Genomic DNA, 23,429 nt, shown 5'->3' on the forward strand with positions numbered 1-23,429 from the left:
AGAGGTCCCGGGCTGTCGGGCGACTAGAGGTCGAAGAGCGAGCCCGACTCGTTGATGTCGACGTCGGTCTTCGGCGTGTGCGCCTCGCCGCTGCTCGCGGGCTTCGGCTCCTGCTCGGCCTCGGGCTGCGCCTCCGGCTCCTCCGCCGGCTGGTCGGCCGGGGCATCGGCCTGCTCCGCGGCCTGGGCCTCGGCCTCGGCCTCCGGCTCGTCCGCAGCCGCGGCGGCCTCGTCGTCGCGGGCGAACGTGGCCGCCTGGCTGAGCGCCGCTCCGCCACTGAGGCCCTCCGCCTGCGGCTCGGGCTCGGGCTCGGCCGGCGGCTCGACCGCGGCCTCCGGCTCGGGCGTGGCTGGCGCGGGCGCGGTGTCGGCGACGTTGTCGGCGACGTTGTCCGGGGCGGCGATGTCGAACAGCGATCCGGAGTAGCTCTCGCCGCTGGAGGCGACGGCCTGCTCGGCCTCCGCCGGCTCGGGGGCCGGCTCGGTCGCGGGCTGGGCCTCGGGCTCCTCGGGGGCCTCGGCGGCCTCCGGCTCGGGGGCCGGGGTCTCCGCGGCGACCTCGGGCTCGGGGGTGGCCTGGGCCGCGGGGGCCGCCGGCTCCTCGGGCTCGATGTCGAACAGCGAGCCGCCGGACGGGATCGTCCTCGTGGCCTCCGGCTCGGGGGTCGGTGTCTCGGCCGCCACCTCGGCGCTCGGCTCCGGCTCGGCGGTCGGCTCCGGCTCGGCGACAGCCTGGGCCGACGGGGTCTCCGCCTCCTCGGGCTCGATGTCGAAGAGCGAGCCGCCGCTCGTGGGGGCCGGCTCGGCCTTCGCGGCGGGCGCCTCAGCTTCGGCACCGGCCTTCGCGGCCGGCGCCTCGGGCTCGTCGTCGGCCTCGAGGTCGAACAGCGAGCCGCCGCCCTGGGCGGCCGGCTCGGCCTGGGCGGCGGGCGCCTCGGGCGAGTCGGACTGCTCGACGTCGGCGCCCAGGTCGAAGAGCGAGCCGCCGGACGAGGCGGGCTCGGCGGCCTGGGCCTCCTCCTGGGGCGAGCGGTCGGCGGCGGCGGTGGCGGGCTTGTCGTCCTCCTCCGCGGCGTCGTCGGCCGGGGTGTCGAACAGCGACGAGCCGCCGCCGGAGGCCTTGGCCGCGGGGGAGGCCTCGGAGGTCTCGACGACGGTGTCCTCGGTGATGGTGTCGTCGCCGGGCGCGGGCTCGGCGGCCGTCTCCTCGGTGCGCTCCTCGGTGCGCTCCTTGAGCGCGGTGCCGCCGCCCGCCGAGGCGGACGCGGTGGCGGCCGCGGCGGAGCCCGGGGCGCGCTTGGTGGCCATCTCGCCCTTGACCGAGGCCAGGAGCATCTGCGCGACGTCGAGGACCTCGACCTCCTCGCGGGCCTCGCCCTTGTCGATGGCGGCGGTGAGGCCGTCGGAGAGCATCACGCGGCAGAACGGGCAGCCCACGGCGATCTGGTCGGCGCCGGTGGCGACGGCCTCGGTCGTGCGGGTGACGTTGATGCGGGTGCCGATGTTCTCCTCCATCCACATGCGGGCGCCGCCGGCGCCGCAGCAGAAGGAGCGCTCGGAGTTGCGCGGCATCTCGACGAAGTCGGCGCCGGGCAGCACCTGGAGGAGCTCGCGGGGCGGGGAGTAGACGCCGTTGTGGCGACCGATGTAGCAGGGGTCGTGGTAGGTGATCTTGCGCTGGTGGGCGCCGTCGCCCTGGGCCACCGGGGTCAGCTTGCCCTCGCGGACGAGCCGGTTGAGCAGCTGGGTGTGGTGCACGACCTCGAGCTCGACGCCGAAGTCCTTGTACTCGTTCTTCAGCGTGTTGAAGCAGTGGGCGCAGGTCGAGACGACCTTCTTGACCTTGTACTCCTTGAAGGTCTCGACGTTCTGCTGCGCGAGGCCCTGGAAGACGAACTCGTTGCCGGCGCGGCGGGCCTGGTCGCCGTTGCAGGTCTCGCCGTTGCCCAGGACGGCGAACGAGACGCCCGCCATGTCGAGCAGCTCGGCGACCGCGCGGGTGGTCTTCTTCTGGCGGTCCTCGTAGGCGCCGGCGCAGCCGACCCAGAACAGCCACTCGACCTCGTCGAGCGACTCCACGTCCTCGCCGACGACCTTGACGTCGAAGTCGAGGCCCTGCGCCCAGTCCATGCGCGCCGAGGGCGACATGTTCCAGGGGTTGCCCTTCTGCTCCATGCCCTTGAAGAGCTGGTTGAGCTCGGCGGGGAAGTTGGACTCCACCAGCACCTGGTAGCGGCGCATGTCGACGATGTGGTCGACGTGCTCGATGTCGACGGGGCACTGCTCGACGCACGCGCCGCAGGTCACGCAGGACCACAGCACGTCGGTGTCGATGATCGCGCCACCCTCGGGCTCCCACGCCAGCCCCTCGGTCGCACCGACGAGCGGGCGCTCGGCCTCGTCGAGCACGGCCTGCGGCAGCGACGCGCGGTCGCCCTCCGCGGCCAGGATGTAGGGAGCCTTCGCGAACGCGTGGTCGCGCAGGTTCATGATGAGCATCTTGGGAGACAACGGCTTCTCGGTGTTCCACGCCGGGCACTGCGACTGGCAGCGGCCGCACTCGGTGCACGTGGCGAAGTCGAGCATCCCCTTCCACGAGAACTCCTCGATCGACCCGATGCCGAGGGTGGTGTTCTCGTCCATGTCCTCGATGTCGTCGAGGGTGACGGGCTTGCCCTCCGAGGTCAGCGGCTTGACCGCGCCGAGCGCGACCGGCTTGCGGCCGAAGAGCACGTTGAGCGGCGCCACGAAGATGTGCAGGTGCTTGCTGTTGAGCACGATGACGAGGAACGCCAGCATCACGCCGATGTGCAGCAGCAGGCCGACGCCCTCGAGCGCCTCGGAGTCGGGCAGCACCTTGCCGAGGTTGTGCGAGACGAACGCCCCGGCGCCGTAGGGGAAGTTGTCCGCCGCGGCCGAGGCGCCGCGGAAGAGGAACAGCGTCCAGAGGACGTTGAAGATCATGAAGAGGATCAGCCACGCACCGCCGAGGTGCGAGCCCTTGAAGCGCGACTTGCGGCCCAGGTTCTCCGGGTTGTTGCGCAGCCGGATGAGCGCGAAGGTCACGATGCCCACCAGGCACATGACGGCGATGAAGTCCTGGGCGAAGCCCAGCACGTCCCAGTGCCCGACGAGCGGGATCGCCCACTCCGCGTTGCGCGAGAACAGGATCCCGAACGCCTCGAGGTAGACCGTACCGAGGATGAGGAAGGCCCAGAACACGAAGAAGTGCGCCGCGCCGGGGATCGACCACTTGAGCAGCTTCTTCTGGCCGAAGACCTCGACGACCTGGCTCTTGACCGCCTGCCCGATCTTGCCGGTGACGTTCTCGACCCGGTCCGGGGCGGGCTTGCCGCTCGTGATCAGCCGGTACAGGAACAGCACGCGACGCCCCGCCACCGGCAGCGCGACGACCAGCATGACCAGCCCGACGACCAACACCCACAGATCCACTGCTCAGTCCCTACTTCCCGCGGTCTCCACCGCGCTCGGGTACGTCGACCCGCCGGGCCGTCCGCCGAGCCGCAGCCTACGTGTCCCCACCCCCGGGACGACCCGGGTGAGACAAATCCTACTTCCGGGTAACTTCGCGCCGCCCGACCTGCCCCGCGTCGGGCTCCGGTCCCGGCGCGCTCGGGACAGGTGCCTCTCGGCGCCGGGACCCCGGGTCCCGCACCGTGGCCGGCAGCCGGGACCGACGGCGGGGGAACCACCACGCACACCCCGGCGTCCGAAGGGGCTGGCCCGACTCAGCCATTGCGGTGGGTGACGGCCATCAGCAGACTGCTGCCCGCTCGACCCGGCGGGCAGCACCACACGGGGATCTCGGCCCCCCGACGAGGAGACGGACCTGGTGAGGGGAACGACGACGATCGCGCTCGCGGCCCTGGCCGCGGCAGTGCTGCTCGCGCCCGGCCCGGCCGGCGGCAGCACGGTCGCCGCACCCCCGGCGCCGGCGGCCGCCGACGGCGGGGCCGACTGGACCTTCATGATCTACGGCGTCCTCGACACCGACAACGTCGCGGACGTGCTGACCCAGGACCTCGCGTCGCTGACCAGCCTCCCCGACACCGACAGCGTCAACGTGGTCGCGCTGGTCGACATGCCGGAGCAGGGCGAGCCGGGCTACCCGAGCCAGCCGCTGCCGGGCCTCGCGCCGTTCACGACCGCCAAGCTGCTCCAGCTCGACGACGGCCGGTGGAACGAGATCCGCGACCTCGGCGAGATCTCGATGGGCCGCGCCGACACGCTCTCGGACTTCATCGAGGAGGCGGCCGACCGCTTCCCGGCCGACGAGTACGCGCTCACCCTCATGGACCACGGCGGCGGCCGGTACGGCGGCTACTGGGACACCGGCGCGCCCGGCACCCAGAACCTCACCATCCCCGCGATGCGCGAGGGCCTGCTCTCCGGGCTCCAGCGCTCCGGCATCGCCCGCTTCGACGTGCTGTTCCACGCCGCCTGCCTGATGTCGAACTACGAGACCGCGTCCGCTCTCGCCCCCGCGGCGACGTACATGGCCGGCTCGGAGGAGCTGATGTTCGCCAACCCGCTCGCGGCCGACGGGATGCTGCCGCTCGCTGACGACGCGGACCCCCAGGCGCTGGCCGACTCGTTGGTCGACGGCTACGGCCGCTACCTCGACCAGCTCGCCCAGCAGCCCGGCGGCCAGCAGATCCGCGACCTCGCCGCGATGTCGGTCGTCGACGGCGACCAGATGGCCCTGCTCGACACCGCGCTGCAGTCGTTCTCCGACGTGGCCGTCGCGCACATGGACGAGATCGCGGTCCAGGTCGCTCGGGCCCGGAGCGCGGCGCTGGAGTTCGTGACCAGCCTCGACGACAGCGGGGGCGTCCCCTACGACCTGGTCGACCTCGGCGACTTCCTGCGCCACCTCACCGACGTGCCCGACGACGTGGCGGTGGCCCGCGACGCGGCGTACGCCGCCCTGGGCAACGCGGTCAGCCACCAGCTGACCGGCGTCGGGACGCAGCAGGCCACCGGTCTCAACGTCTACCTGCCCACCGCCGCGGACGCGCGCTACGCCCAGGACTACTTCGAGCCCGGCGTCGCGCCGCAGGGCTGGGGCGACTTCGTGAAGGCGTTCCTCGAGTCCTCCCGGCAGCAGGGCGGCCAGGGCTCCGGCAGCGCCGTGGGCTTCACCAGCCAGCAGGCCACCGTGCTCCAGGCCGACCAGAGCGGCATCAAGATCGCCGGCCAGCTCAGCTCGGGCGACTCCTCGCAGGTCACCGACAGCCAGACGCAGGTCGTCACCCGCATCGGTGGTGTCGACGACGCCCTCGGCGTGGTGCTGCCGGCCTACCTCGACGCCGGCGGCCAGGGCCAGGTCCAGGGCGTGTGGGACTACTCGCTCACCGTGCTCACCGACGGCACGAAGGAGGTCGCCGGGACCTCGGTCTACCAGGCGCAGGCCGGCGGCCTGCTCGGGTCGCTGTTCGCGCAGTACACCTCACCCGACGGCGACACCTCCGACGTGGCCGTCCGGCTGCTGCTGAGCAGCGAGGGCGACATCCAGAGCGTGCAGGTCGTCGACGTCTCGAACGGCGGTGCGTCCGCGGCGGGCGTCTCCCTCGAGCCCGGCGGCACGCTCACGCCGTACGTCTACGCCGCCTCGTTCAGCGGCTACACCAGCCAACTCTCCTCCCAGTCCATCGCGGTGAGCGACCAGCTCGCCGTGTCCTTCTCCCGCCTCCCCGCCGGCACGCCCTTCACCATGGGCGTCGTCGTCGCGGACGTGGCCGGCAACTCCGACGGTTCCTACGTCACAGAACAGGTGCGATGACATGACCGAGACCACCCCTCTCCCCGACCTGCCCGCGGGCGCGCGGTTCGACCCCGTCACCGGGGCCGAGCTGGGCGGCTCCGGCGAGCGCCGGCGCAGCTTCGCCCTGCAGCCCGGCGAGCCCGTGGCGTCGTTCAACCTGGTCAGCTCGCTGATGCCGCTGGCCTCCGGCTCCTCGCCGCAGACCTACCGCTGGGCCCTCGGCCTCGGCATCCTCATCCCGGTCGTGGCCGGCGCGCTCGGCTTCCTGGCCTTCGCCTTCGTCGCGGCCGCCCTGGTCGTGCCCGCGGTCTACGTCGTCTACATGTACGACGTCAACCAGTGGGAGGACCAGCCCGTCGGCGTGGTCCTCGGCGCGGTCGGAGCGGCGGCCGCGCTCGGCGTCGGCTTCACGTTCCTCTGGCACGCCGGCCTGCTCGGCGACGACCTGGCGCCGGTCGACTTCGACGGCAACGGCTCGGGCAGCATCCGCTGGACCAGCTTCCTGGTCCTGGTGCTGCTGGTGCCGGTCGTGGGTGAGGTCCTCAAGCAGGTCGGGCCGATCCTGCTCGCCCGGCTGCCCAAGTTCGACGACATGATCGACGGGCTGACCTTCGGCGTCGCGGCCGGCGCGGCCTTCGCGGCGGCCGAGACCATCGTGGTCAACCGCGGCCTGTTCAGCAGCTTCGGCCGGGTGGACTCGCCCGACGCCGGCTTCTGGGTCTCCCTGATCCTGTCGGCCGCCGTGGTCAAGCCGCTGGTGTACGGCGCGGCGACCGGCATCGCGGTCGCCAGCTTCTCCGGCCTCGGCGCCGGGTACGACGGCTTCAGGCCCGGCTACCTCCGTGGCCTGGCCGAGGCGCTGGCCGCCAACATCCTGTTCCAGGCCGGGCTGTTCTTCACCGCCCGCGTCGAGGGCACCGGCGGCGCCGTGCTCGGCCTCGTCTGGGGCGCGCTGATCGCCACGGTGCTCGTCGTCCGGTTGCGCTACCTGCTGCACTACGCCGTCCTCGAGGCCGCCCTCGAGGCGGGCAGCGCCGGTGTCGCCCTCAAGGACACCGCCCGCGGCACGGCGTACTGCCCCTCGTGCGAGATGCCGCTGCTGGCCGGGGCCAACTTCTGCGTCGCCTGCGGCACCTCGGTCCGCGCGGGCAGCAAGGTGACCCGGGCCCGCAACCGGACCGAGGACGTCGACCTGCCCGTGCCGGCCCGGCCCACCCTGCGGACCCAGCCCGCGGGCGTGGCGCCGCGCGACACCCGCACCAGCCCGGTCGTGGTGGCCGCGGTCGTGGCCGCCATCCTGGTCGGCGGCGTGATCGGCCAGGTGGCCGCGGCCGGCGCCGGCGGCGACAACCAGCCGACCTCGCCGCAGGACGGCACCATCACCCTCGACCCGGACTCCGGCTCCGAGGACCTCAGCCGGGCTCCGGCGGTCAGCCTCGGCGCGCTGGACGAGGGCGCGGGCCGGGCGCCGCAGGCCGCGGGCGGCGACCAGATCGTCACCGTCGGCGGCGACGTGCTCATGCTCGTGCCCAAGGGGTTCAAGGTCGTGGACCAGGAGGACGGCTACGTCCAGGTCTTCGGCAACAAGGGCTACTTCTTCGCCTACCTCAACCCCAAGAAGACGACGCTGGCCAAGCTGGTCACCAACAACCTGACCGGCCTGCAGAACATGGGCGTGGCCGACCTCGAGATCAGCGAGCCCCAGACCCTCTCGGTCACCGGGCTCAAGGGCGCGGCCACGCTCAGCTTCCGCGGCCTGCTCGCCACCCAGCAGGGCGGCAGCATCCCGGTCGAGGGCTTCGCCTACTACTTCATCCGCGCCGACGGCACGGGCGCGACGGCGTTCGCGCTCTACGGCAAGGGCGCGCTCAAGCCGAAGTCGAAGCTCGTGACCGGCTACAACGTCATGCTCAACACCCTCATCAGCACCCTGTGACGCAGGACCCGGAACCGCAGGAGGAACCGTGACCACACCCCTGACCCCCGCCGGCGCGACCCCGCCGGTCGCGCCGCCCGGCGCGCGGTTCGATCCCGTCACCGGGGCCGAGCTCAGCGCCGGGGCCGGTGCGGGCGGCGAGCGTCGGCAGAGCTACGCGCTCCAGCCCGGCGAGCCCGTGGCGTCGTTCAACCTGGTGACGTCGCTGATGCCGCTGGCCTCGGGCACGGCCCCGCAGACCTACCGGTGGGCGCTCGGACTCGGGGTCCTCATCCCGGTCGTGGCCGGTGCGCTCGGCTTCCTGGCCTTCGCGTTCGTGGCGGCGGCCGTGGTGGTGCCGGCGGTCTACGTCGTCTACCTCTACGACGTCAACCAGTGGGAGGACCAGCCGGTCCCCGTCGTGCTGGGCGCGATCGGCGCCGCGGCGGCTCTCGCGGTCGGCTTCACCTTCCTGTGGCACGCCGGGATCCTGGGCGGCAACCTCTCGCCGGTCGCCTACGACGGCAACGGCGCCGGCGGGATCCGGTGGAGCAGCCTGCTCGTGCTGGTCGTCCTGGTGCCGCTGGTCAGCGAGCTGCTCAAGCAGATCGGTCCGCTCGTGCTGGCCAGCCGGCCGGCCTTCGACGACATGATCGACGGGCTGACCTTCGGCGTCGCCGCCGGTGCGGCGTACGCCGCCGCCGAGACGATCGTGGTCAACCGCGGCCTGTTCAGCAGCTTCGGCCACGTCGACTCGCCCGACGCCGGGTTCTGGGTCTCGCTCATCCTGTCGGCCGCCGTGGTCAAGCCGATCGTGTACGGCGCGGCCACCGGCATCGCGGTGGCCAGCTACTCCGGCCTGGGGGCCGGGTACGACGGCTTCCGGCCGGCCTACTTCCGCGGCCTGGTCGAGGCCCTCGCGGCCAACGTGGTCTTCCAGGCCGGGCTGTTCTTCGCCTCCCGCCTGGAGGGCACCACGGGCGCCGTGGTCGGGCTGGTGTGGGGCGCGCTCGTCGCCGCCGCGCTCGTCGTCCGGCTGCGCTACCTGCTCCACTTCGCGGTCCTCGAGGCCGCGCTCGAGGCCTCGGTGACCGGCGCCGAGGGCCGGGACGCGGCCCACGGCACGGCGTACTGCGCGGCCTGCGAGATGCCGCTGCTGCACGGCGCCGGCTTCTGCGTCGCCTGCGGCACGTCGGTCCGCGCGGCCAGCAAGGTGACCCGAGCCCGCAACCGCCTCGACGACACCGCCCCCGAGGCCCTGGCCGAGCCCGTGCGGCCGACCCTCAAGGCGACACCGGCCGGCGTGGCCCCGCAGGACGGCAAGACCACGGCCCTGGTCGTCGCCGCGGTGGCCGCGACCATCGTGGTCGCCGGCGTCGTCGGCCAGGCCGCGGCCGCCGCCGCCTCGGACGGCGACCAGCCGGCGACCCCGCCGGTCGTCCTGCAGACCCAGACCGACACCGGCCCCCAGACCGACCCGGCGCCGGAGCCGGCGCCCGTCCCCGGTCCCACGCCGGACGCCTCGCAGGCCCCCTCGCCGACCGCGTCCCCCTCCACGAGCAGCTCGATCACCCAGGCGCTGGGCAGCATCCAGCCGGCGCTGCTCGGTCAGGACGGCGGCATCGGCACCACCGACGGCCCGGCTCCCGGTGGCGGCATCGGCGCCAGCGACACCGTCGACCTCGGCGGTGGGTACGGCTTCCAGCTCCCGGCCGGCTACGAGGTCGAGACCCAGGAGGACGGCTTCGCGGTCGTCTACGGCGACGGCGGCTACTTCTTCGTCGCCCTCACCCCGCCGCCGGCAGACCTGCAGACGATGGTCACCGACAACCTCACCGGGCTGCAGGCCCTGGGCATCCAGGACCTCCAGGTCAGCGATCCCGAGACGGTGGACGTGCCGTCGTCGGCGGTCGTGCAGTGCGCGTTCCTCGGCTTCCAGGGCGTGCTGGCCAGCCAGCAGGGCGGCACGTTGCCGATCGAGGGCTTCTCGTACTACTTCCTCACCCAGGACGGCACGGGCGCCACCGCGTTCGCGCTCTACCAGCAGGGGATCACCGAGGACGACCCGTACGTCGCCGGCGTCGGCACCATGCTCAACAGCCTGGTCAGCAGCTTCTGACCCCACGCTCGCCCACGGCCCGCCGGTCGCCACGCTCGTGGCGGCCGGCGGTGCTGCGTCCGGCCGGCTCAGCCGTAGCGGTGGCTCTTGGCCGCGTGGCCGTGCTCGCGGGTGCAGGTGCGCCCGTTCATGGAGCGGTGGCCGCACAGGCCCTCGTCGACGGTCGGCGCGGCGGCCTCCGCCGGGGGCGACGGGGGCGTCGTGGGCGCGACCGGTGGTCGGAGTCGCGGGGTGGTCGCCGGGCGGGCGGCCTGCCGCTCGTAGCGGGCCTCGCGCATGGCGCGGAGGGCTGACTCTTTGCTCACCGGGTCATCACGTCCCGACCCTAGGCGTGCCCACCGACACCGCCGCGCCGACATGCAGAAGGCGAGGGGTGAACCCCTCGCCACTACCAAGGTATAGCGGAGGTGGGGGCTTGCGGCAAGGCCCTGGGGAGGCCCCAGAATCGCCGACCGTCCTGCTGTCGCCCCTCCCTGGAGACGCCCGCGTGCCCTCGCTCGACGACGACCCCTTCTCGCTCCCCGACCACCTCGCCGCCAAGGCCACCCCGGCCCTCATCGGCCCCGACCGGGCCCACCTCGCCGCCGTCGCCGCGACCGTCGACGACACCGTCCGCGACCTCGAGGAGCGGCTCGCGGTCGAGCGCCGGGCCCCCGCCGGGCACGGCACCGCCGCGCTGGAGCGCGACCAGGAGGTGCAGCGCCTGAGCAGCCGACTGCGCACCCTGCGCCGCTTCGGGCTCGACCTGTGCCTGGGCCGGATGGTCCCGGCCGACGGTGGCGAGCCGGTGTACGTCGGCCGCCTCGGCCTGGCCGACCGAGCCGGCCGCCGGCTGCTCGTCGACTGGCGCTCGCCCGCGGCCGAGCCGTTCTTCGCGGCCAGCCACGGCGACCCGCGGGGCCTGCTCAGCCGAAGGCGCTACCGCTGGACCGGCGGTCGCGTCACCGACTACTGGGACGAGGTCTTCACCGTCGACGGGCTCGAGGACCACGCCGCCCTCGACGACCAGTCGGCGTTCCTGGCCTCGCTCGGCGAGCGGCGCACCGCGCAGATGCGCGACGTGCTCGCCACCATCCAGGCCGACCAGGACGCGGTCATCCGCGCGGGCTCGCGCGGCACGCTCGTGGTCGACGGCGGGCCCGGCACCGGCAAGACCGTCGTCGCGCTGCACCGCGCGGCGTACCTGCTGTACGCCGACGCGCGGCTGCGCGCCCGCGGCGGCGGGGTGCTGTTCGTCGGCCCGCACCGGCCCTACCTGCGCTACGTCGCCGATGTGCTGCCCAGCCTCGGCGAGGACGGCGTGCGGACGTGCACGCTGCGCGACCTGCTCCCCGAGGGCGCCGACGCCCCGGACGAGGCGGACCCGGCGGTGGCCGCGCTCAAGCGCCGCGCCGGGTTGGTGCGGGCGGTCGAGCCGGCGGTGCGCCTCTACGAGGAGCCGCCGAGCGGGGCGCTCGAGGTCCCGACCCCGTGGGGCGAGGTGCGGGTGGGCCCCGAGGAGTGGCGCGAGGCCTTCGACTCCGCGCCGGCCGGGACACCCCACAACGAGGCCCGCGACCGGGTCTGGGACGAGCTGCTCACGATCCTCACCGACGCCTTCGAGGTCGACGACGAGGACGTCACCGACGAGATGGTCCGGCGGGCCCTGGCCCGGGACGAGGAGCTGGCCGCCGCGTTCGACCGGGCCTGGATCATCGTCGAGCCCACCGACCTGGTCGCGGACCTGTGGTCGGTGCCGGCGTACCTGCGCCGGTGCGCGCCCTGGCTGACGCCCGACGAGGTGCGGCTGCTTCAGCGCGAGGACGCGCAGGCGTGGACCACCGAGGACCTGCCCCTGCTCGACGCCGCCCGGCTGCGCCTCGGCGACCCCACCGCCTCGCGCCGCGCACGGCGGGAGCGGGCCGAGCGCGAGGCCGAGCGGGCCGAGATGGACGCCGTCGTCGAGCACCTCATCGCCACCGACGACTCCGACCTCATGATCATGTCGATGCTGCGCGGGGACGACCTGCGCGGCGCCCTGGTGCAGGACGGCGAGGCGCCCGACCCGCACTCGCTGGCCGGTCCCTTCGCGCACGTGGTGGTGGACGAGGCGCAGGAGCTGAGCGACGCGGAGTGGCAGATGCTGCTGGCGCGGTGCCCCTCGCGCAGCTTCACCGTGGTCGGCGACCGCGCGCAGGCCCGGCACGGCTTCCCCGAGACCTGGGAGGAGCGGCTCGGGCGCGTCGGCCTGGTCGAGGTCACCCGGGCCGGGCTGAGCGTCAACTACCGCACGCCCGAGGAGGTCATGGCCGAGGCCGAGCCGGTCATCCGCGCCGCCCTCCCGGACGCCAACGTGCCCACGTCGGTGCGCCGCAGCGGCATCCCGGTGCGCCACGGCGCCCTGAGCGAGCTCGACGACCTGCTGGCGACCTGGCTGCGCGAGCACCCCGACGGGACGGGCTGCGTGATCGGCCTCGCGTCGTACCCCGACGGCGAGCGGGTCCGCTCCCTCACCCCGGTGCTGAGCAAGGGCCTGGAGTTCGACCTGGTGCTGCTGGTCGACCCGGACTGGTGGGGCGACGGCGTGGAGGGCGCCGTCGACCGGTACGTCGCGATGACCCGCGCCACCTCGCAGCTGGTGGTGCTCACGCGCTGACCGGATCTGCACGAGACTGGGCCGGTGCGCCGTCTCGTCGTCCTCGCCCTGCTGGTGCTCCCGGTCCTCCCGCTCGGCGCCCCGTCCGCGCAGGCCGCGCCGCGGACCTGGCACGTCGGGCCGAGCCGCGCGCTGACCACGCCGAGCGCGGCCGCCGCGGTCGCCCGCGACGGCGACACCGTGCTCATCGACGCCGGCACCTACGCCGGCGACGTGGCCACGTGGACCCAGGACGACCTCACCCTGCGCGGCGCCGGCGGCCGGGCCCACCTGGCCGCCGACGGGCAGAGCGCACAGGGCAAGGCGATCTGGGTGATCGCGGGCGACCGCACCACGGTGGACCGCATCGAGTTCAGCGGCGCGGCCGTCCCGGACCAGAACGGCGCCGGCATCCGGCTCGAGGGCGACGGGCTGACCGTCAGCCGCTCGTCGTTCCACGACAACCAGGAGGGCATCCTCACCGGCGCGCTGCCGGACAGCGACGTGGTCATCCGACGGTCGCGCTTCGTCGGCAACGGCGCGGGCGACGGCTACTCGCACAACCTGTACGTCGGCGCCGTCCGCTCGCTCAGCGTCACCGGCAGCCTCTTCGCCGGCGCGGTGGTCGGCCACGAGCTCAAGTCGCGCGCCGCCCGCACCACCATCGTCGGCAACCTCTTCGACGACGGCACGGCCACCGCCAGCTACTCCATCGACCTGCCCAACGGCGGCCGCTCGCTCGTGGCCGGCAACGTCATCGTCCAGGGCCCGGCCTCGGAGAACCCGGCCCTGATCGCCTACGGCGAGGAGGGCCTCACCGGCTCGAACCAGCTGTGGGTCGTGCACAACACCTTCGTCAACCGCCGCGACTCCGGCACCTTCGTCCGGCTGACCGACGGCGCCCACGCCCGGCTGCGCAACAACCTGCTGGTCGGCCCGGGCGACCTGACCGACGGCGCCGCCTCGAGCCGAGGCGACCGGCGGGTCGGGCTCGACGGCTTCCGCGACCCCGCGCACGACGACTTCCGGCTGCGGCCGGACTCCCCGGCCGTCGACCGCGGCGTCCGGGTGCCGCCGCGCTGGCGCCCGCGCTGGGAGTACGCCGCCCCGGCGGGCCTGCGCCGCCGGCCGCTGGTCGGCCGTCCCGACCTCGGCGCCTACGAGCTGCGCTGACCGGCTCGACCCCGAACGGGCGTCGTACGGCTCTGGCGCTGTTCGTGGACACGGTGGAGGGTGGCCGACGGGGCCACCCGCGACCGAGGAGAGCACGATGACCGCGACCTGCACCTGGGACGTCTTCGCCAGCCTGGACGGCTACGGCTCCTACCAGGAGCCCGGCGACTGGGGCGGCTACTGGGGCAAGCAGGGCCCGGAGCTGCTCCGGCACCGGCTCGAGACCTACGGCGAGGAGGTGCGGATGGTCTTCGGGGCCACGACGTTCCGCGGCTTCGTCGACATGCTGGCGGCCAGCAGCGAGGGCGCCGACGTGCGTGACCCGTGGGTCACGGCGATGCGCGAGTCGCCGATGACCGTGATCTCGTCCACGCTGCGCGAGCCGCTGGACTGGCCGGACGCGACGGTGGCGGGCGGGGACGCCGTCGAGGTCGTGCGGCGGCTCAAGGCGGAGTCCGACGTGCCGCTGCGCTCGCACGGCAGCCTGTCGCTCAACTGGGCGCTGCTCGCCGCCGGCCTGGTGGACCGCCTGCAGGTGACCGTCTTCCCGGTCGTCACCGCGGCGACCGGCGTCGAACCGGTGCTGGCCGGTGCCGGTGACCTCGATCTCGAGCTGCTCGAGAGCACGACGCTCGACGGGAGCACGGTGGAGCTGGTCTACCGGCCGACGGCCCACTGACCGGTCCCCGGCCCGGACCGTCAGGATCGCGTCAAGATCCACCCCGCTCCGTTGACCGGCCCCGGAACGCGAGCGTTCATGGAGGAGTGGCACGTCGTCCTCTCCTCCTGGCCGCGGCGGTGCTGGCCCCGCCGGCGGTCGCGGCCGCCCTGAGTGGCCTGCGCGACCAGGTGCACAGCGCCAACGCGGCCCTGGTCCTGGTCCTCGTCGTGGTCGCGGTCGCGGCCGGGGGCTCCCGGCTGGCCGGCACCGTGGCCGCGCTGTCCGGCACGGTGTGGTTCGACTTCTTCCTCACCGAGCCGTTCCTGACCTTCACGATCAACCAGCGCGAGGACGTCGAGACCGCGGTGCTCCTCACGGCGACCGGCGTGCTGGTCACCGAGCTGGCCCTGTGGGGCCGCCGGCAGCAGGCGGGCGCGAGCCGGCGCGAGGGCTACCTGACGGGCGTGCTCGGCGCGGCGGCCCTGGTGGCCGAGGGTGCGGCCGAGCCGCCCGTGGTCCTGGACTTCGTGGCCCGGCAGATCACCGAGGTGCTGGGTGTGGACCGGTGCGAGTACGTCGCCGGGCCGCCCACGCACCGCCCCCCGGCTCGGCCAGGACGGCAGCGTCAGCCGCGACGGCACGCCCATCGACGTCGACCGCTCCGGGCTCCCGACCAACGACGTGCTCGAGCTGCCGGTCACCCGGGGCGGCGTACCGCTCGGCCGCTTCGTCATCACCGCCAGCTCGCGCACGGTGTGGGCCACCCTCGAGCAGCGGCTGGTCGCGGTCACCCTGGCCGACCAGGCGGCGTCGGTGCTGTCCGGTCCGGCGCACACGCGGTAGGGCCGGCTGGGTACCACCGCCTCGTGGCCCCCACCGCACCCACCGCCGTCGCCCTCCTCGCCGCGGCCGCCCTGTCCCTGACGGCCGCCCCCGCGACCGCCGCACCGGTCGAGGCCAGCGACGGCCGCCCGCGCGACGCGCGCATCACCGTCCCCGGCGCCGGCGTGCACGACCTGCGGGTCGTCGCCTACCGCGGCAGGACCGACGACGCACCCGGCACCCGCATCCAGGACCGCGGCATCGCCGCGAGCCCACACGGCCCGCACGGGGGCACCGGCCCCGGCGGCATCGGCAACTACCAGGTCACCGCGCACCGCACCTCGCACGGCGGGATCTTCCGGCGCACGCCGACGCTGGACAAGGGCGACGAGGTGTACGTCGACGCCGGGCCGTGGCGCTACGTCTACCGCATCGTCAAGACCCGCTGGGTCTCCTTCCGCTCGGCGCGGTCGCTGCGCGAGCAGCGTGCCCCGGTGCCGGGCCACCCCGGCCGGGTGCCGCGCCGGGGCTACCTCACGCTGTCGACCTGCGCGACGCCGGAGGACCACGCCGCCGGGAACTTCTGGCACGACCGCTTCGGCAACCCCGAGCACCGCATCGACAAGATCGGCGTCCTGGTGGACCGGGTCGAGCGCCCCTAGGACGCGTCGCGGCCGCGGAAGGTCGCCCGGTAGTCCGAGGGTGGGACGCCGTACGCCGCGGCGAACTGCGCGCGCAGGTTCGTGGCCGTGCCGAGCCCGACCCGGTGGGCCACCGCGCCGATGCCCAGGTCGGTGCTCTCCAGCAGCTCGGCCGCGGTGTCGAGGCGCAGGCCCTGCAGCCAGGCCTGGGGTGACTGGCCGGTGCGCCCGAGGAACTGCCGGTGCAGGGTCCGGGTGCTGACGCCCGCGTGCTCGGCCATCGCCACGACGGTGGCGTCGGCCAGGTGCGCACGGGCCCACTCCTGGACGTCCCGGCGCGGGCCCGCGGTCCGGGTGCTGGGCCGGATGAACTGGGCCTGACCGCCCCCGCGGTGCGGCGGCACGACGATCCGCCGGGCCAGCTCGTTGGCGACGGCGGAGCCGAGGTCTCGGCGGACCAGCTCGAGGCACATGTCGAGGCCGGCGGCGCTCCCGGCGGAGGTCCACACGTCGTCGTGGACGTAGAGCACCTGCTCGTCGACGCGGACGCTCGGGTAGCGGCGGCGCAGCGCGTCGGCGTGCATCCAGTGCGTCGCCGCCCGCCGGCCGTCGAGGAGCCCCGCCTCGGCCAGCACGAAGCTGCCGGTGCAGGTGGCCGCGATGCGCGTCCCGCGCGCGTGCGCGGCCCGCAGCGCCTCGACCAGCGCGGGCGGCGGCGCGCCCTGCACGTCGGCGCAGGCCGGCACCACGACCGTGTCGGCCTGCTCGAGCGCGGCGAGCCCCGCGCCGGCCGGGACCACGAGCCCGTGGGCGACGGCGGTGCCCGGCTCGTCGGTCGAGACCAGCGCGAAGTCGTACCACTGCGGGGTCAGCTCGCGCCGGTCGATGCCGAAGACCTCGGCCGGGATCGAGAGCTCGAAGAGCGGGACCCCAGGGCTGGCCACCAGGACCACGCGGTGACGGCTGTCCGATTCCTTGCTCACCATGGCTAGTCTGCCACTCCCGCGACGCCACGACGCGGCGGCACCGTGGAGCCGTGACCACCCCCAGCTCCGCCCTGACGCCCCGCATCGGCCCGGCCCAGGGCACCGCGCTCTACGTCAGCGCCCTCCTCGGCGCCGGCGTCCTCGTGCTGCCCGGTCAGATCGCCTCGCTGGCGGGCCCGGCCTCGCTGCTCTCCTGGGCCTTCGCCGCGGCCATGGGCGTGCCGCTCGCGGTGGTCTTCGCGGCGCTGGCGCGACGGCAGCCGGACGCCGGCGGCGTGGCCACGTACGTCGGGCTGGCCTTCGGGCGGACGGCCGGCGGCGTGACGGGGTGGTGGTACTTCGTGGCCGGATCGGTCGGGCAGGCGGTCGTGCCGCTCACCGGCGGCTACTACGTGGCCCACGCCCTCGGAGGCGGCCCCGTCGCGGCGTACGCCGTGGCCGCGGCGATCCTCGCCACCGCCACCGTGGCCAATCTGGCCGGCGTGCGGGTCAGCGGCCCGGTCCAGCTCGGCCTGGCCGGGCTGGTCGCGGTCGCCCTCATCGCCGTGGTGGCCGCGGCCGTCCCACAGGCGTCGGTCGACCGGCTCACGCCGTTCGCCCCGCACGGCGTCGCACCGATCGGGGCCGGGGTGGTCGTGCTGTTCTACGCCTTCGCCGGCTGGGAGGCCGTCGCCCACCTGGTCGGCGAGTTCCGCGACCCCGACCGCGACGTCCCGCGGGCCACGGCGATCACGATCCTGGTCGTCACCGCGCTCTACCTCGGTGTCGCCGCGGCCGTCGTCCTCACCGGGACCTACGGCGGGGCGTCGGTCGACCATGTCGCGCTCGGGCTGGTCCTGCAAGGGGTCCTGGGCGGGGCGGCGGCTCCGGTGGCGGCCGCCGTCGCCGTGGTCATCAGCCTGGGCACGACCAACGCCTTCGTGGCCGGCGTGTCCCGGCTCGGCCTCAGCCTGGCCCGCGGCGGCTGGCTGCCGTCGCCCGTGGCGACCATCCGGGGCGGGGTGCCCGTGGGCGGGGTGCTGGCCGTCGCCGGCACCGCCGCGGCCACCCTCGTCGTCTCGGCCGGCGCCGGCTGGGGGACCGAGACGCTGGTCGTCGTCCCGGCCACCCTCGTGGTCGCGGTCTACCTGCTCGCGGCCGCCTCGGGCCTGCGCCTGCTGCGGGGCTGGGGCCGGTTCTGCGCGGCGCTGACCGTCCTGCTCACCGCGGCGGTGGTGCCGTCGGCCGCCGGCCACGTGGCGGTGCCGCTCGTCGTCAGCGCACTGGCCCTGCTCTCGCGCCGGGCGCTCAGCGCGCCCGCCGCAGCGCCACGACCTTGCCGCCCGGGGTGAAGCGCACCTTGATGCGCACGTTCTTCTTCCCCTCCGTCGCGCAGAAGCCGTACGTCGAGCCCAGCCGCGTGTAGGGCTGGCCGACGGCCGCCATCACCGCGCGCGTGGACATGCCCGGCTCGATGAGCTTGCCGACCTTGCGCACGCTCTTGCGCAGCTCGGGGTTGCGGCAGGAGTCGGGGGCGATGCCCTCGGCGCGCTCCCACATCTGCAGGTAGGCCTCCGGGCCGCGCTCGATGTCCTCGAGCAGGGCGTCGCCGTCGGCGCCGGCGACCTTGGTGAGGTCCTGGATCCAGTCGGGGTAGAGGCCGTACTGCGCGACGCCGTCGACGTTGATGTCCCAGGTCCGCTGGCCAGCGGTCTGCTTGTTCACGGTGACGCCGTTGAGCCCCTTGAAGGGGTAGGTGACCGGGTTGGCCACGGCGGCGCCGCGGGGGTCGCCCTGCGCGCCGAGGCCGTTCATGTCGGCGCCGTACCCGATGCCCCAGTAGTAGCGCGGATCGGCCCAGCCGACGTGGCGGCGCCACTTGTCGACGAAGCCGGTCGAGTCGCCGGCGTACGGCGTGATGAAGCCGCCCTCGCCGTAGATGCGCGGGTAGGCGTCCGGCGTCGCCCACGAGTGGGAGGAGACGACGCCGGGGTAGCCGATCCGGTCGATGTAGTCGAGGGCCGTGCTGCGGGCCTTGACGCTCATGTGGTCGGGGTCGAAGACCATGTGCCGGTCGGCCAGGCCCTGGATGGTGTGCTCGCCGAGCGTGGTGAGACCGCGGGCGTTGCAGTGGTTGGGCGCGGGGTAGAGCGGCGGCACCGCGATGGTGGGCAGCCCCAGCTGCGCGACCGCGCCGAACAGTGCGTCCTGCTGCTCGGGGTCGATGGCCGGGTTGCCGGTCTGGTTGCGGTCGTGGCTCTCGCCGTCGGCCGGGTCGCAGTGCCGCATGTCCCAGAACGAGCCGGTCTCGAGGAGGTTCGCGGCGTTGACCAGCGGGCCGACCGCGCCCTCGTCACCGGCGACGCCGGACAGCGCGTTGTCGAACTTGTTGACCAGCTCCATCTGCCGCACGCCCATCGCGTGCACCTCGTCGAGCTGGCGGTCGATGTCGGCCGCATCGCAGGTCGGCGTCCCGAGCTTCACCGAGCAGCCGAACGGCACGCTGGTCTCGATGCCCATGATCACCGCCATCTTCCCGGCGTTGATGACCTTGCGCGCCTGGAACGGGTTGGTGACGATCCGGTAGAAGCCCTTGCCGGGCCCGCCGAACTGGGCGTCGATGTAGTCCTGCAGCTTGTACATGTCCTGCGCCTGCAGCCGGATCGAGGTCATGTCGTCGCAGGAGTTGCGCTTGATCGGGTAGAGGTTGCACAGCTGGTTGTTCTCCACCAGCAGGTTGACGAAGATCCGCTGGCCGCCGCGCCACGAGCGCTCCAGCCACTTCCAGTACGTCCCCTCGTGGGTCAGCGACTCCGGCGCCGGCCAGTCCTTGAACGTCGGCCAGCCCACGGGGTCGTGGTGGGCCTTGCCCGACAGCGCGTCCTCGAGCACGCCGCCGAAGCCGCCGGTCAGCGTGTGGTCGACGCAGTCGACCAGGGCGTACGGCGCGCCGAAGCGGTCCCACGGCTTGCCGCAGTGCGCGTCGCCGCCCAGGAACTCGAAGGCCATGCCGTGGGTGTGCGCGTCGACGTACCCGCGGACCTCCTGGTACTTCGTCACACCGGCCGCCGGGCGGCCGCTGATGTCCACGCCCGCCTCGGGGTACGCCGTGCAGCCCGTGGTCCGCTGCAGCCGGAACGTCGAGGTCCCGCCCAGCGTGAGCCGGCCGCTGGCGTTGGTGAAGGTGAAGCGGGGCTTCTTCCTGCCGACCTGCTGCGCCGTCCACACGGTGGCGTCACTCGGCTTGTCCGCGGTGCCGTCGGGGACCAGGAAGCGCGCGCCCGCGGTGTAGAGGAGGTACTGCCCGAGGTCGGTCGGCTTGAAGAAGACCGGCTGGCCGGCCACCCGGTAGCAGCCGTTCGCCATCGCGTAGCGGTCCTGCGGCGTGCGCAGCCGCTTCTGCATCACCGGGACCTTCCGCAGTTCCGGGTCCTTCATCTCGCGCTGCAGCGCGACCGCGGCGGTGCCGCTCAGCTTGGTGAGCACGGTGGCCGGGTCGTCGCCCTCCTCGCCCAGGGCCAGGCCGCGCGAGATCTGGTTCTTCATGACCTTGCCCAGGGCCTGCTGCTTCTGCTGGTTCTGGATCGACTGCATCGACCCGGTCCGCCCGCCGCCCTGGCCGGCGTACGACGGCAGCGCGAGCGCCCCGGCGATGAGTGCGCCCGCCAGGACCACCGCCCAGACCAGTCGATGGCGCGCCTGTCCTGCTTCTCCCCGTGTGTCGTGCATCCACGCAACCTAGGCAGCGCGCGGGCCGCTGTCCACGGTTGTCAGCTGCGGCCGCCGAAGCGAGCGCTGAGCAGCCGGGCGGTGCGGCCCACCTCCGCGGCCAGCTCCCCGGGGTCCGCGGACCCGGTCTCGTAGGTCACCGCCACCCCGGCCAGCGGGTGCTCGTTGTGGTCCAGGGCCGCGACGGCGACCGAGGACAGGCCGGGCGTCACCTCGCCCGACTCCACGGCGTACCCCCGCTGGCGGGTCTCGGCCAGCAGGGTCCGCAGCGCCGACAGCGAGGTCGGCCCGGCGCCGTGCCGGTCCACGAAGGCCGCGGCGGACGGGAACAGCGCGCGCACCTGCGCGGCGGGCAGCCGGGCGAGCACCGCCCGTCCGCTCGCGGTCAGCGCGGCGGGCAGCCGGACCCCGACGTCGGTGACCAGCGGGGGCCGACCGGGTGCGCGGTCCTCCAGGACGTAGAGGACGTCGCGCCCGTGCAGCACCGCGAGGTGGGCGCTCTGCTGGACCCGGTCCACCAGCTCGGCCAGCGGCCGCCGGGCGATCCGCTGGAGCGGCGCCTGGCGCGCGTAGCCGGTGCCGACCTCGAACGCCGCGACCCCGAGGCCGTAGCGGTGCTCGTCGGCCAGGTGCACCACGAAGCCCTCGGCCTCCATCGCCGTGACCAGGTGGTACGCCGAGGAGCGCGGCAGCCCGCAAGCGCGCACGATCGCCTCGAGCGGCACCGGGTCCGGTTGGCTGGCCAGGTAGCGCAGCACCCGCAGCGCACGCGTCGCGGCGGGCACCTGGGGCACGCCAGGAGCCTAGGGCGACGCGGCGCCGCGGGGCGCGTGCGGTCAGGCCTGGTGCTTGGGCGGGCTCACGTCGCCCGGCGTGTAGTCCGCGCTGCGGTGGTCGACCTGCGGGTCGATCCGGTCCGCCTCGCGCACGATGTCCTCGCGCCGGGCCTCGCTGTGGGCGACCTCGCGCTCGGCCTCGGCGGCGTGCGCCTCGGCCCTCTCGGCCTGCTCACGTGCGGCCTCGGCCGCCGAGCGGCGGGCGGCGGCCTCGCGCTGGGCGTGCTCGACGTCGGTGGACTCGGCGGCGGCGGTGCTGCGCAGCTCCTGCGCCTCCCGCGCCCGGCGCTCCCGGCCCCGGGTGCGCATCAGCACGGCCGCCACCACGGCGACGACCAGGATCACGGCCGCGACCACCAGGATCGTGGCGACGGTGTCCGACATGACTCCTCCCTCATCCCCCCGCGCTGAGGGGTCGGTACCCCGCGCGCGGGCGCACACGCGGCCCGCTCACAGCGGCAGCAGCGCCGCCACCCGCCCGCCCGTCGGACCGGGCCCGGCGTCGAGGGTGCCGCCCAGCTCGGTGGCGCGCTCGCGCATCGAGGACAGCCCGACCCCGGGACGCCAGGTGCCGCTCGCGCCGGTGTCGGTGACCTCCAGGCGCAGCCCGTCGGGCGCCGGGTCGAGGCGCACGCACGCCGTCGGGCTGGTGCTGTGGCGGGCCACGTTGGTGAGCGCCTCGGTGACGATGCGGTACGCCGCCACCTCGACCGCGGCCGGCAGCTCGGGCAACGGCAGCGGGGCCTGCACCTCCACCGCGATCGGCGTGCCGTCGCCGTGGCGCAGGCCCTGGGCCTGCTGCCGCAGCGCCGGCACCAGCCCGAGCTCGTCGAGCGCGGGCGGCCGCATCGCGTAGACCAGCTGGCGGATCTCCTCGATCGCGGTGACGGTGTCGGCCCGCAGCTGGGTCACCAGCGCCTCCGCGGCCCCCGGGTCGGTGCGGATCAGGTTGCGCGCGGCGTCGGAGGTGAAGGCCACCCCGGACAGGCGCGGCCCCAGCCCGTCGTGCAGGTCGCGCCGCAGCCGCCGCCGCTCCTCCTCGACCGCGGCGATGGTCTGCCCCCGCGACTCGAGCAGGTCCTCGGCCAGCGCCCGCGCCCGCAGCGTCTGGGCGAGCAGCGGCACCGTCAGCCGGAGCACCTGCTCGTCGCCGGGGGAGAAGGACAGGTCGCCCGGCCGCAGGCCCACGACCAGCGATCCCGCCCCGTCGAGGTCGAGGGTCCGGGTGTGCGTGGTCTCCGTGCCGGAGGTGGCCAGGGGCACGCCGTCGACGCGCAGCTCGGCGTACGGCAGCAGCAGCGCCTCCCGGATCGCGCGCAGGGCGAGCGCCGGGTCGGTGCCGATCCGCCCGGCCACGGCCGACGCGGCCCCGAGCGGGTCGGGCCGCTCGCCGAAGAGCAGTTGGTCGACGACCCCGCGCAGCGCTACGCGGGTGGGCTGGTAGGCGACGGCCGCCAGCGCGGCGAGCAGCGCGAGGGCCCCGGAGTTGAGCGGGCCAGGGGCGCCGAGGGCGTCGAGCAGCGCGAGCTCCAGCACGAAGACGGCCATCACCATCAGCAGCGCGACGGCGGTGACGACGGCACCGACGACCAGGCCGCGCACGTCGACCAGGTCGGGGAGCGTCGCGCCGACGTACATCATCGGGCCGATCGCACAGAACACCAGCAGGCTGAGGGTGTTGAGGTCCTTCGCGTCGGGAGCCGAGAACGCGACGAAGAACTCCACCAGCGTCGTCGTGGACGCGGCCAGCGCCAGCCAGACGAGCGCCCGCCGCTCGGCCCCACCGGCCGTCTCGATGCGCCACCAGGTGTGAGCGAGGAACACCGTCGACTGCACCAGTCCCATGAGGAACAGCACGTCGGAGACGTGGTAGGCGACGGTGACGACCCCGCACCCGCCCAGCGCGACCAGCGCGACGAAGTCGACGGGGCTGCGCCCACGGGTCCGGGGGTACGTCGCCAGAGCGAGTGGCGCGACCAGGGCGCCGGCCGCCATGCCCACGGCCGTCGCGGCGTCGCGGTGGCCCCCCACCTCGAGGGCGACCGCCGCCCCGCCGGTGAGACCGGCCACCACCATGAGGCTGGCCGACCAGGGCGCGGACCGGCGCAGCAGCAGGGCCACACCGCTGCCGCCGAACGACGCCGCCACCAGGGTGGCGACGAGCGGCACC

The 23,429-nt window shown here is 74.4% G+C and carries 15 protein-coding genes; 8 read left to right on the plus strand and 7 right to left on the minus strand.

The window, feature by feature from the left end:
• Positions 1-23 precede the first annotated feature (23 nt).
• Positions 24-3,452 carry a (Fe-S)-binding protein gene (locus G5V58_RS24190; protein ID WP_230486923.1) on the minus strand — a complete coding sequence of 1,143 codons (3,429 nt, stop codon included), beginning with the start codon at positions 3,450-3,452 and terminating at the stop codon, positions 24-26.
• A gap of 400 nt (positions 3,453-3,852) precedes the next feature.
• On the opposite strand from G5V58_RS24190, the gene G5V58_RS24195 reads away from it, so the two are divergent.
• The 3 genes from G5V58_RS24195 to G5V58_RS24205 are packed head-to-tail and all read left to right on the plus strand — an operon-like array spanning position 3,853 to position 9,818.
• Complete coding sequence (locus G5V58_RS24195) at positions 3,853-5,802, plus strand: clostripain-related cysteine peptidase (RefSeq protein ID WP_165238011.1); 1,950 nt, start codon at positions 3,853-3,855, stop codon at positions 5,800-5,802.
• Position 5,803: 1 nt separating this feature from the next.
• Entirely contained in the window at positions 5,804-7,720 is a 1,917-nt protein-coding gene (locus tag G5V58_RS24200) for a zinc ribbon domain-containing protein (protein WP_165238013.1), read from the plus strand.
• A gap of 28 nt (positions 7,721-7,748) precedes the next feature.
• Complete coding sequence (locus tag G5V58_RS24205) at positions 7,749-9,818, plus strand: hypothetical protein (protein ID WP_165238015.1); 2,070 nt, start codon at positions 7,749-7,751, stop codon at positions 9,816-9,818.
• Positions 9,819-9,886: 68 nt separating this feature from the next.
• Here the strand turns inward: G5V58_RS24205 and G5V58_RS24210 are convergent, their stop codons facing one another.
• Entirely contained in the window at positions 9,887-10,123 is a 237-nt protein-coding gene (locus G5V58_RS24210; protein WP_165238017.1) for a hypothetical protein, read from the minus strand.
• Between the two features lie 182 nt (positions 10,124-10,305).
• Here G5V58_RS24210 and helR point away from each other — a divergent pair, with 182 nt between their 5' ends.
• From helR to G5V58_RS26265, 4 genes are all read left to right on the plus strand, one after another.
• Entirely contained in the window at positions 10,306-12,453 is a 2,148-nt protein-coding gene (gene helR, locus G5V58_RS24215; protein WP_165238020.1) for an RNA polymerase recycling motor ATPase HelR, read from the plus strand.
• A 24-nt stretch (positions 12,454-12,477) separates the two neighbouring features.
• Entirely contained in the window at positions 12,478-13,605 is a 1,128-nt protein-coding gene (locus G5V58_RS24220; protein ID WP_165238022.1) for a right-handed parallel beta-helix repeat-containing protein, read from the plus strand.
• A gap of 97 nt (positions 13,606-13,702) precedes the next feature.
• The gene (locus G5V58_RS24225; protein ID WP_165238024.1) at positions 13,703-14,284 is read left to right on the plus strand and encodes a dihydrofolate reductase family protein; all 582 of its coding nucleotides are present in this window, start codon (positions 13,703-13,705) and stop codon (positions 14,282-14,284) included.
• A gap of 86 nt (positions 14,285-14,370) precedes the next feature.
• The gene (locus tag G5V58_RS26265) at positions 14,371-15,750 is read left to right on the plus strand and encodes a DUF4118 domain-containing protein (RefSeq protein WP_230486924.1); all 1,380 of its coding nucleotides are present in this window, start codon (positions 14,371-14,373) and stop codon (positions 15,748-15,750) included.
• Here G5V58_RS26265 and G5V58_RS24240 read toward each other — a convergent pair.
• Entirely contained in the window at positions 15,747-16,712 is a 966-nt protein-coding gene (locus G5V58_RS24240) for a GlxA family transcriptional regulator (RefSeq protein ID WP_230486925.1), read from the minus strand. The genes G5V58_RS26265 and G5V58_RS24240 overlap by 4 nt on opposite strands.
• Positions 16,713-16,765: 53 nt before the next feature.
• Here G5V58_RS24240 and G5V58_RS24245 point away from each other — a divergent pair, with 53 nt between their 5' ends.
• Complete coding sequence (locus G5V58_RS24245) at positions 16,766-18,046, plus strand: amino acid permease (RefSeq protein WP_230486926.1); 1,281 nt, start codon at positions 16,766-16,768, stop codon at positions 18,044-18,046.
• Here G5V58_RS24245 and G5V58_RS24250 read toward each other — a convergent pair.
• The 4 genes from G5V58_RS24250 to G5V58_RS24265 all read right to left on the minus strand — a co-directional run bounded on the left by G5V58_RS24250 (position 18,003) and on the right by G5V58_RS24265 (position 23,428).
• Positions 18,003-20,423, minus strand: a complete 2,421-nt coding sequence (locus G5V58_RS24250) for an amidohydrolase family protein (RefSeq protein ID WP_165238030.1) — start codon at positions 20,421-20,423, stop codon at positions 18,003-18,005. The genes G5V58_RS24245 and G5V58_RS24250 overlap by 44 nt on opposite strands.
• 41 nt (positions 20,424-20,464) lie before the next feature.
• Positions 20,465-21,217 carry an IclR family transcriptional regulator gene (locus G5V58_RS24255; RefSeq protein ID WP_165238032.1) on the minus strand — a complete coding sequence of 251 codons (753 nt, stop codon included), beginning with the start codon at positions 21,215-21,217 and terminating at the stop codon, positions 20,465-20,467.
• 42 nt (positions 21,218-21,259) lie between these two features.
• A complete protein-coding gene (locus tag G5V58_RS24260) occupies positions 21,260-21,643 on the minus strand; it encodes a hypothetical protein (RefSeq protein ID WP_165227632.1) in 384 nt (127 codons plus the stop codon).
• 66 nt (positions 21,644-21,709) lie between these two features.
• On the minus strand, positions 21,710-23,428 hold the full coding sequence (locus tag G5V58_RS24265) for a sensor histidine kinase (RefSeq protein ID WP_165238034.1): 1,719 nt from the start codon (positions 23,426-23,428) through the stop codon (positions 21,710-21,712).
• Position 23,429 lies beyond the last annotated feature (1 nt).

This window comes from Nocardioides anomalus (genome assembly GCF_011046535.1).
GTDB lineage: Bacteria > Actinomycetota > Actinomycetes > Propionibacteriales > Nocardioidaceae > Nocardioides > Nocardioides anomalus.